This window comes from Nonomuraea antri (genome assembly GCF_013283785.1).
GTDB classification, from domain to species: Bacteria; Actinomycetota; Actinomycetes; order Streptosporangiales; family Streptosporangiaceae; genus Nonomuraea; species Nonomuraea antri.
In genome coordinates this window covers 1-6,978 of the sequence record NZ_JABCPZ010000359.1, presented here as the reverse complement: position 1 = coordinate 6,978, position 6,978 = coordinate 1, and the positions used below count along the sequence as shown (strand labels likewise).

General features: G+C 71.7%; 7 protein-coding genes. 3 read left to right on the top strand and 4 right to left on the bottom strand.

Annotated features, from left to right (window positions below; genetic code table 11):
* Positions 1-167: 167 nt before the first annotated feature.
* The gene (pyrF, locus tag HII36_RS52040; RefSeq protein WP_173530827.1) at positions 168-980 is read right to left on the bottom strand and encodes an orotidine-5'-phosphate decarboxylase; all 813 of its coding nucleotides are present in this window, start codon (positions 978-980) and stop codon (positions 168-170) included.
* A 166-nt stretch (positions 981-1,146) separates the two neighbouring features.
* Here pyrF and HII36_RS52035 point away from each other — a divergent pair, with 166 nt between their 5' ends.
* From HII36_RS52035 to HII36_RS52025, 3 genes are all read left to right on the top strand, one after another.
* On the top strand, positions 1,147-1,623 hold the full coding sequence (locus tag HII36_RS52035; RefSeq protein ID WP_173530826.1) for a DUF2283 domain-containing protein: 477 nt from the start codon (positions 1,147-1,149) through the stop codon (positions 1,621-1,623).
* A 354-nt stretch (positions 1,624-1,977) separates the two neighbouring features.
* On the top strand, positions 1,978-2,241 hold the full coding sequence (locus tag HII36_RS52030) for a hypothetical protein (RefSeq protein WP_173530825.1): 264 nt from the start codon (positions 1,978-1,980) through the stop codon (positions 2,239-2,241).
* 21 nt (positions 2,242-2,262) lie between these two features.
* A complete protein-coding gene (locus HII36_RS52025; RefSeq protein ID WP_173530824.1) occupies positions 2,263-3,213 on the top strand; it encodes an HAD-IIB family hydrolase in 951 nt (316 codons plus the stop codon).
* A 123-nt stretch (positions 3,214-3,336) separates the two neighbouring features.
* On the opposite strand, the gene HII36_RS52020 is transcribed toward HII36_RS52025, so the two are convergent.
* The 3 genes from HII36_RS52020 to sigJ form a co-directional block, all read right to left on the bottom strand.
* Positions 3,337-3,852 carry a GNAT family N-acetyltransferase gene (locus HII36_RS52020; RefSeq protein WP_173530823.1) on the bottom strand — a complete coding sequence of 172 codons (516 nt, stop codon included), beginning with the start codon at positions 3,850-3,852 and terminating at the stop codon, positions 3,337-3,339.
* 299 nt (positions 3,853-4,151) lie between these two features.
* A complete protein-coding gene (locus HII36_RS52015) occupies positions 4,152-5,312 on the bottom strand; it encodes an NAD(P)/FAD-dependent oxidoreductase (RefSeq protein ID WP_173530822.1) in 1,161 nt (386 codons plus the stop codon).
* Positions 5,313-5,938: 626 nt separating this feature from the next.
* Positions 5,939-6,790, bottom strand: a complete 852-nt coding sequence (gene sigJ / locus HII36_RS52010) for an RNA polymerase sigma factor SigJ (protein ID WP_173530821.1) — start codon at positions 6,788-6,790, stop codon at positions 5,939-5,941.
* Positions 6,791-6,978: the final 188 nt, after the last annotated feature.

Sequence of the window (6,978 nt, the reverse complement as noted above, 5' to 3'; positions counted from 1 at the left end):
GGTCCGCATGGGCAGGGGGGCGGGCCCACGCGGGCGGAGGCGGGTCCGCGCAGGCGAGGGCGGGTCAGCCGCGCCGGGTCCGAGCCGGAGGCCGCGTCAGAGTGCGCCGGGTTCGGGTCCGCGTCGGGGTTCCCGACAGAGCGCGCCGGGTCCGAGCCCGGGTCGCGTCAGAGTGCGCCGGTGAGGTGGGTGGCGCATTCGTCCCGGTAGCGGAGGGTTCGGGCGCGCAGCCGTTTGGGGTCGGCGAGCACGGCCCTGGACACCGAGGGGAGCACCGCGTGGCGTACCGGGGCGAACAGCCGCGCCAGGTCGGCGGGTGAGGCGCCCTGCGCGCCCAGGCCGGGCGCGAGGATGGGCCCGTTCAGGTCGGTCAGCGGGAGCTCCAGCGAGCCGACCGTGGCGCCGATCACCACCCCCACGGGCCCGAACGGCGCATGCCCCGCGTTGGCCGCCGCCGCGCCGGTGATCACCTGGTCGGCGACCAGCGGCTGGAGCCTGGACGCCTCCGGGTTCGAGGTGCGCGCCAGCACGAACACGCCCGCGTCGTTGGCCAGCGCCGAGGTGATCGCACCCTCCAGCGAGCCGAAGCCCAGGTACGGGCTGAGCGTGATCGCGTCGACCGCCACCGGGCTGCCCCGGTCGAGGTAGGCCTCGGCGTAGGCGGCCATGGTGCTGCCGATGTCGCCGCGCTTGACGTCGAGCAGGATCAGCGTGCCCGCCTCGCGCAGGTCGTTGATCATGTTCTCCAGCACCGCGATGCCGCGGCTGCCCCAGCGCTCGTAGAAGGCCGACTGCGGCTTGACCACGGCGGCGAGGTCGCTGACCACGTCCACGACAGTGCGGCTGAAGCGCTCCAGCCCGGCCGGGGAGTCGTCGAGCCCCCACGCGTGCAGCAGCGCGGGACTGGGATCGATGCCCACGCACAGCGGCCCGAACTTGTCGAGCCTGGCCCGCAGGCGGGTGCCGAACGAGTCGTTCATCTCTGGGTCCCCCTCATGGCCGTAGGCAGGACACTAGTCCTCGGCGACGGCGGTCAGGAACGTTTCTCCGGCGACGATATGGGACCTCTGCGCGGTACTGAACAAGTAGGACTCGGTTCGCATACGCCAGTCTTCCATGAGTGGCCTCCGGGGTAGATCAGCAGACATGTACGAGATCGCCCATCGGGTGCTGATGCTGCGTACCGAGCCGCCCCGCGACGTGATGCTCACGATCGGCCTGCCGTACGAGGAGCCGACGGGGGAGTGGTCGTGCCCGTACCGGATCGACGGGCTCGAAGGGTGGGAACACGAGCGCAAGGTCACCGGGCTCGACTCCCTGCAGGCCATGGAACTGGCGATGGCGGTCACGCGTGCGGCGCTCGCCGCCTCGCACGAGGCCAAAGAAGGGCTGCTGAGCTGGAACGACGCGCCGTCGGAGCAGCGGCCGCAGACCGTGTACGTGAGCTGGGACAAGGAACACGATGTGGCCTATATCGCGATGAAGCATGAGATGGTGCCGGGGGAGGCGGCACGTCAGGCCGTGGTGGAGGACGTCGTGCTCGACTACGCCGACACCGGTCAGCTCCTCGGCGTCGAGCTCTCGAACGCCGCCACGCTGCTGCCGTCGGAGATGCGCATGTGACCTCGGGGTCCTGCTCGCGGCCTCGGAAGCGTACATGTGCCTCGGAGTCGTACATGTGGCCTTGGAGGCGAGCATGTGGTTTTGGGGGCGTACATGTGGCCATGGAGTCGTACATGCGGCCATGGAGGCGAGCATGTGGTCTTGGAGCCGTGCATGTGGTTTGGGGCGGGCGCACGGGACGATGCCGGCGTCGGTGAGAAGCGGCGGCTCTTGAAACCATCACGAGAAGTTGGGCAATGATCCGTGGGAGAGCGCCAAACTGTCGGTGCGGTCTGCCAGGCTAGAGGAGTGGTTCACACTTCTCCCCTCGTCCCCTGCCACGTCAGGCAGCTGCCCGGGGGCGCCATCGAGCTGATGCCGATGGTGCTGCCGATGACGCTCGACCGCGCCCAGCGGCGGGCGCTCGCCGCGATCCTGCTCGACGGCCTCGACGAGCTCGACGTGCTTGACAGCACCGAAAGGTTCGGCGGCGCTGACGGGTTCGACGGCAGAGACCGGTTCAACGGCAGGGACGGGTTCGATGGCAGGGATGGGTTCGACGACGCGGACGAGTTCGACAATGGCGAGCTGAGCGTAGTCGCCGGCCCGCTGGCCGATGCGGAGCTGTGCCACGTCTGACCCACCCTGGACAATGCGGATGTGACTTCTCCCCGCATCGTGGCAACCGACCTGGACGGCACCCTCCTCGACTCCACCGGCGACGTCTCCCCCCGCACCCGCCGCGCCCTGCGCCTGGCCAGAGAGGCCGGCGCCGAGATCGTCTTCGTGACCGCCCGCCCTCCCCGCGGGATCGACCCCATCGCCGCGGCCGCCGACGTCACCGGCACCGTGATCTCCAGCAACGGCGCCCTCGTCTACGACCTCGACTCCAAGCGGGCGATCAGCATGTACCCGCTCGACCCGGCCGTGCTCAGGACACTCGTCGACACGCTGTCCGCCGCGCTGCCCGGCATCGCGTTCGCGGTGGAGACCGGGCAGCGTGTCCTGGTCGAAGCGGGATACACCAGGAGAAACGTGCACAACGAGGCGTATTGCCTGGAGATCGCCACAGTGCGTGAGGTGGCCGAGCCGGCGGTGAAGCTGCTGGCGTACACCCCGGCCTACCAGGTCGACGACATGCTCGCCGCCGCACTCGCCGCAGCCGCCGGTCAGGCCGAGATCACCCACTCCGGCGGCGCCGGCATTCTCGAGATCAGCGCCCTCGGCGTGACCAAGGCGGGCACGCTCGACCTGCTCTGCCGGGAGAGAGGGGTGAGCGCCGACGAGGTGGTCGCGTTCGGCGACATGCCCAACGACCTGGCCGTGCTCGCTTACGCGGGCGCCGGGTACGCGATGGCCAACGCGCATCCGCTGGTGCTGGAGGCGACGGAACTGCGGACACTGTCCAACGACGAGGACGGCGTCGCCGTGGTCCTGGAACGCCTCTTCACCACCGGCCAGGCGGCCCCGGAGAGTGTGACCGGCGTGGAACGGGCGGCCCCGGAGCCTGTGATCGGTGCGGACCGGTCGGCCCCGGACCGTGTGACCGGTGCCGACTGGGCGGCTCCGGAGCGCGTCTTCGGCGCTGACCGGGCGGCTTCGGACGTGTGATCGCTGCGGACGGGGCGGTCCTGGAGGTGTGATCGGTACGGACGGGGCGGCCCCGGACTGTGTGACCGGTGTGGACCGGGCGGCCCCGGACCGTGTGGCCGGTGCCGAACCGGCGGTCCTGGATCAGCTCGGGGCCGGGGAGGTCAGCAGCAGTCCCATGTAGTACTCGTCGACCCGGGCGCCGGCCACGTCCAGCGCGGCGCGCCGCAGGCCCTCCACCTGGTAGCCGCACGACAGGTACAGCCCGATCGCCCGCCGGTTGCGGCACATCACCGTGAGTTCCAGCCGGGCCAGCCCGGCCGCCCTGGCCTCCTCGGTGGCTGTCTCCAGCAGCCGCCGACCGATGCCCTGCCCGGCGAAGTCCTGCCGTACGCCCATCACGACGTACCCGGTGCGCCGTGCCCGCGCGTACGGCAGGACCTCCACCTCGACGTAGCCCGCCGCCGTCCCTTGCTCGTCGAGGGCGAGCAGCAGGAAGGACGGCGGTCGCAGGTCCGCCAGGCGACGGCGGGTCACGTCAGGCGACAGGTCGCGCTCGCCGGGTTCCACCAGCATGAAGTCCGTCTCCACATCCAGGGCGGACTGCAGGTCGAGCAGCGCGGCCGCGTCCTGGGGGGCGGCCCGTCTGATGTGAATCATGGACGGCATCCTGCCGCACTCACCGCTGGGACCGGGCCCCCGAGACGGCCGGTACGCACACTCACCGCTGGGGCCGCGTCTCTGAGCGGTTGGCACGGGATCTCGCAGTCACGGCTGGGTCCTGATTCCCGAGACGGCCGGCACGTGAACTCGCACTCACGGCTGGGACCCGGTCTCCGAGGCGGCCGGCACGGGATCTCGCAGTCACGGCTGGGACCTGATCCCCGAGACGGTTGGCACGCGAACTTGTACTCACCGCTGGACCGGGTCCCCGAGACCACCAGCACGCGAACTCGTACTCACCGCTGGGACCCGGTCTCCGAGAGCATCGGCCGCGAACCGGTGCCCAGTCGGGCCGGCGACTTCGGCCACAGGTAGGTGCCGGGACGCAGGCGCTCCAGCCGGAGCGAGGCGACCGTGAAGCGGCAGACCAGCTCCTTCACCCACGCCCCCGCCCGGCCCTTGACGATCACGCCGATCGGCGAGTCGTCGTGGCGGACTAGCTGGATCACCCCGTCGCGCCGGCCCAGGCTGACGCACTGCATGAAGTACCTGAAGCGGAACCGCCGGGCGGGGCGCCCCTTCGCCGTGGCGTTGATGACGTCCGCCGCGTGCGCCCCGATCGGCGTCCCCGCCGCGCACGACATCCTGGACGTTCCCGCCCCGGGCACCTGCGCCGCCGCCGCGTCGCCCACCGCGTACACGTCGGGATGTGACACCGAGCGCAGCGTCGGGTCGACCAGCGCCCGCCCGCGCCCGTCCACGGTCAGCCCTGATGCGGCGGCCAGCGGCAGCGCGGCGAACGAGCCCGCCCACACCACCACGTCGGCGGGCAGGTCTCCCCGGTCGGTACGCAGCCCGTCCGGCGCCACGGACCGCACCCGGGTGCCGCCGTGCAGGGTGACGCCGAGCCTGGTGAGAGTCTTGGCGACGTGCGTCCGGCCCTTGGCCGACAGCCCGGCGGCCGGTTCCGCGCCGGTCACCAGACCCACCCGCCAGGACGGATACGACTCGGCCAGCTCGGCCGCCATCTCGATCCCGGTCAGCCCGCCGCCCACCACCAGCAGCCGCCCCTCCCATCCGGTCAGACGGGCACGCAGGTTCATAGCCGTTTCGGCGGTGTAGGCGTGCTCGGCCACGCCGGGGACGCTCACATCGGTTCTGCTACCCAGCGCGTACACCAGGGTGTCGTAGCGGAATCGCCGGCCGTCGTCCGTGGTGACCTGCTTGGCGTCCAGGTCCAGGCCGGTGACGGTGGCGGTGACCACGTCGATGCCGGTGCCCCGGGTCAGCTCCGCCAGCGGGATACTCACGCTCGGACGTCCCGCGGCCAGCTCGTGCATCCTGACGCGCTGCACGAACGCGTCGCCGACGTTGATGAGCGTGACGTTGTGCGTCCGGTCCAGCCTGAGCGCCGTCATCATGCCCGCGTAGCCCGCTCCGATGATCACGATGTCCATATCCGCCTCCGCGTCGTGTGGTACGCCTTCCGAGAGGGGGACGGAACGGGGACACGGAACGTCTGAGTGACGTCGGTCACATGTGTGACATGCGCTCCGCGGTGCCAGGTCCGACCCGCCCACATGCCTCACTCGCAGCACCGCCCGCTGGCGTACTCGGCGGAAGGCGCCCGGCGGAAGGGCACCCGGCGGGAGACGCCTGGCGGGAGGCGCTTGGCACGAGGTGTCCGGTGGGAGGCGTCCGACATGGGGCCGTCCCGGGGGAGGCGCCCGGGCAGGTGCCCGGCATGAGGTGCCCGGCATGAGGTGTCGGGTGGGAGGTGCCCGGCATGAGGTGCCTGGGATGGAGGGCTGGCATGAGGCGCCCGGTCTGGTGTCCGGCGCGAGGCGCCCGGCCCGAGGTGTTGGGGTGGGTGTCCAGCATGAGGGCACCCGAGACGAGATGCCCGAGACGAGATGCCCGGGACGAGATGCCCGGGACGAGATGCCCGGGACGAGACGCTCGCGACGAGACGCCCGGGAAGAGGGCCCGCGATGAGATGCCGCAGAGGGGCGTCTGCGCGGCATTCCCAGACACAGCCCGGCGCGGGCGGCCAGGGGCGGCCAGGGAATGGACAGGGGGTCGGTCAGATGTGCCGGAGCTTGTCCGGATTTCTAACCACATCGACCTCCGTGATCCGTCCGTCGGCCACCGTGAAGGCGAACACGCTGTCCACCGTCCCGCCCGCAGCCCGTACGACCACCCCGGGCGCGCCGTTGACCTCGCGGAACTCGGCCGACATGCCCTCGCCCACGTACCAGCGCTGAATCATGCCCTGCACCAGCCTGGCCACCTTGGCCGCGCCAACCACGGGGGTGAGCGCCGCGCTGACCCGGCCGCCGCCGTCGGCCCGCCAGACCACGTCCGGGTCCAGCACCGCGATCAGCCCGGGCAGGTCCCCGGTGGTGGCCGCGGCGGCGAACGCCTCGACCACCTTCAGATGCGCCGCCCGGTCGGGTGTGCGCCGCGGCGCGTACTCCTGCACCCGTCCCCGCGCCCGCGACGCCAGTTGCCGCACCGCCCCGGCGCTGCGGCCGAGTATGCCGCCGATCTCCTCGAACGGCACCGCGAAGACGTCGTGCAGCACGAACGCCGTCCGCTCGGCCGGAGAAAGCCGTTCGAGCACGGCGAGCAGCGCGAGACCGACCGACTCGTCCATGGTCACCCGGTCCTCCGGGCCGAGCTCGTCCACCACCGGCTCGGGCAGCCACTGCCCGGCGTAGGACTCCCGCCTGGAGCGCGCGGACGTCAGCAGGTCGTAGCAGATCCTGCTGACCGCGGTGGTCAGATACGCGCGGACGTCCGCCACGGCGTCGCGATCGGCCTCCCGCCAGCGCAGCCAGGTCTCCTGCACGGCGTCGTCGGCGTCGACGGCCGAGCCGAGAATCCGGTACGCGACCGCCCACAGGTGGCCCCGATGACCCTCGAAACGCTGCACCCGCCTACCCCCGGCCCCGCGGGACGAGCTCGTCGTCGGCGGGTCCGTCGCTGCCAGGTCTGTCGGTTGCAGGTGTGCCGACGGCGAGTTCGGCGCTGGCAGGCCGGTCGGACGCGGTGCTGGCAGGCTGGTCGGCCACGGCGTTAGCCAGCTGGCCGCTGGTGCGGGGCTGGCCGGTGGTGGCGGGC

Excerpts from the sequence above, each read along its gene's own strand:
- pyrF (WP_173530827.1), bottom strand. The coding sequence starts at position 980 with ATGAACGACTCGTTCGGCACCCGCCTGCGGGCCAGGCTCGACAAGTTC.
- HII36_RS52020 (WP_173530823.1), bottom strand. The coding sequence starts at position 3,852 with ATGATTCACATCAGACGGGCCGCCCCCCAGGACGCGGCCGCGCTGCTC.
- HII36_RS52035 (WP_173530826.1), top strand. The coding sequence starts at position 1,147 with ATGTACGAGATCGCCCATCGGGTGCTGATGCTGCGTACCGAGCCGCCC.
- HII36_RS52030 (WP_173530825.1), top strand. The coding sequence starts at position 1,978 with ATGCCGATGGTGCTGCCGATGACGCTCGACCGCGCCCAGCGGCGGGCG.
- HII36_RS52015 (WP_173530822.1), bottom strand. The coding sequence starts at position 5,312 with ATGGACATCGTGATCATCGGAGCGGGCTACGCGGGCATGATGACGGCG.